General features: G+C 28.9%; 1 protein-coding gene. It reads right to left on the reverse strand.

Translation table 11 applies throughout. The features are described 5' to 3' along the window. On the reverse strand, positions 1-381 hold a 381-nt coding region (locus tag G3997_RS04905), incomplete at its 3' end, for an MATE family efflux transporter (protein ID WP_296649019.1). Positions 382-392: the final 11 nt, after the last annotated feature.

Below are 392 nucleotides of genomic sequence, written 5' to 3' on the forward strand. Positions count from 1 at the left end.
AATATTATCTGGAGTATTCATCATAGAAAGCAATGGATTTTTTACTAATAATGCTATAATTGTAATTATWATAGTAGAAATAATTGATAACGTAATATTACTAGCTATTGACTTTCTAATTCCGTCTTCATCTTTAGCTCCAAATTTTTGAGATATTAATACTGAAAATCCACTTGTAAGCCCCATTACCGTACCATTTATTAAATATAGCATAGACCCTGTAGACCCAACTGCCGCTAATGCATCAACACCTACAAATCTACCAACAATTATTGTATCAACCATACTATATAACTGTTGAAATACATTTCCTATTAATAAAGGTATTGAAAATAATATAAAAATCTTTAAAGGGCTTCCCTTTGTCATATCATTTGTCATAATTCACCTTC

The sequence above is a fragment of the Romboutsia sp. 13368 genome (genome assembly GCF_018336475.1).
Lineage (GTDB): Bacteria > Bacillota > Clostridia > Peptostreptococcales > Peptostreptococcaceae > Romboutsia.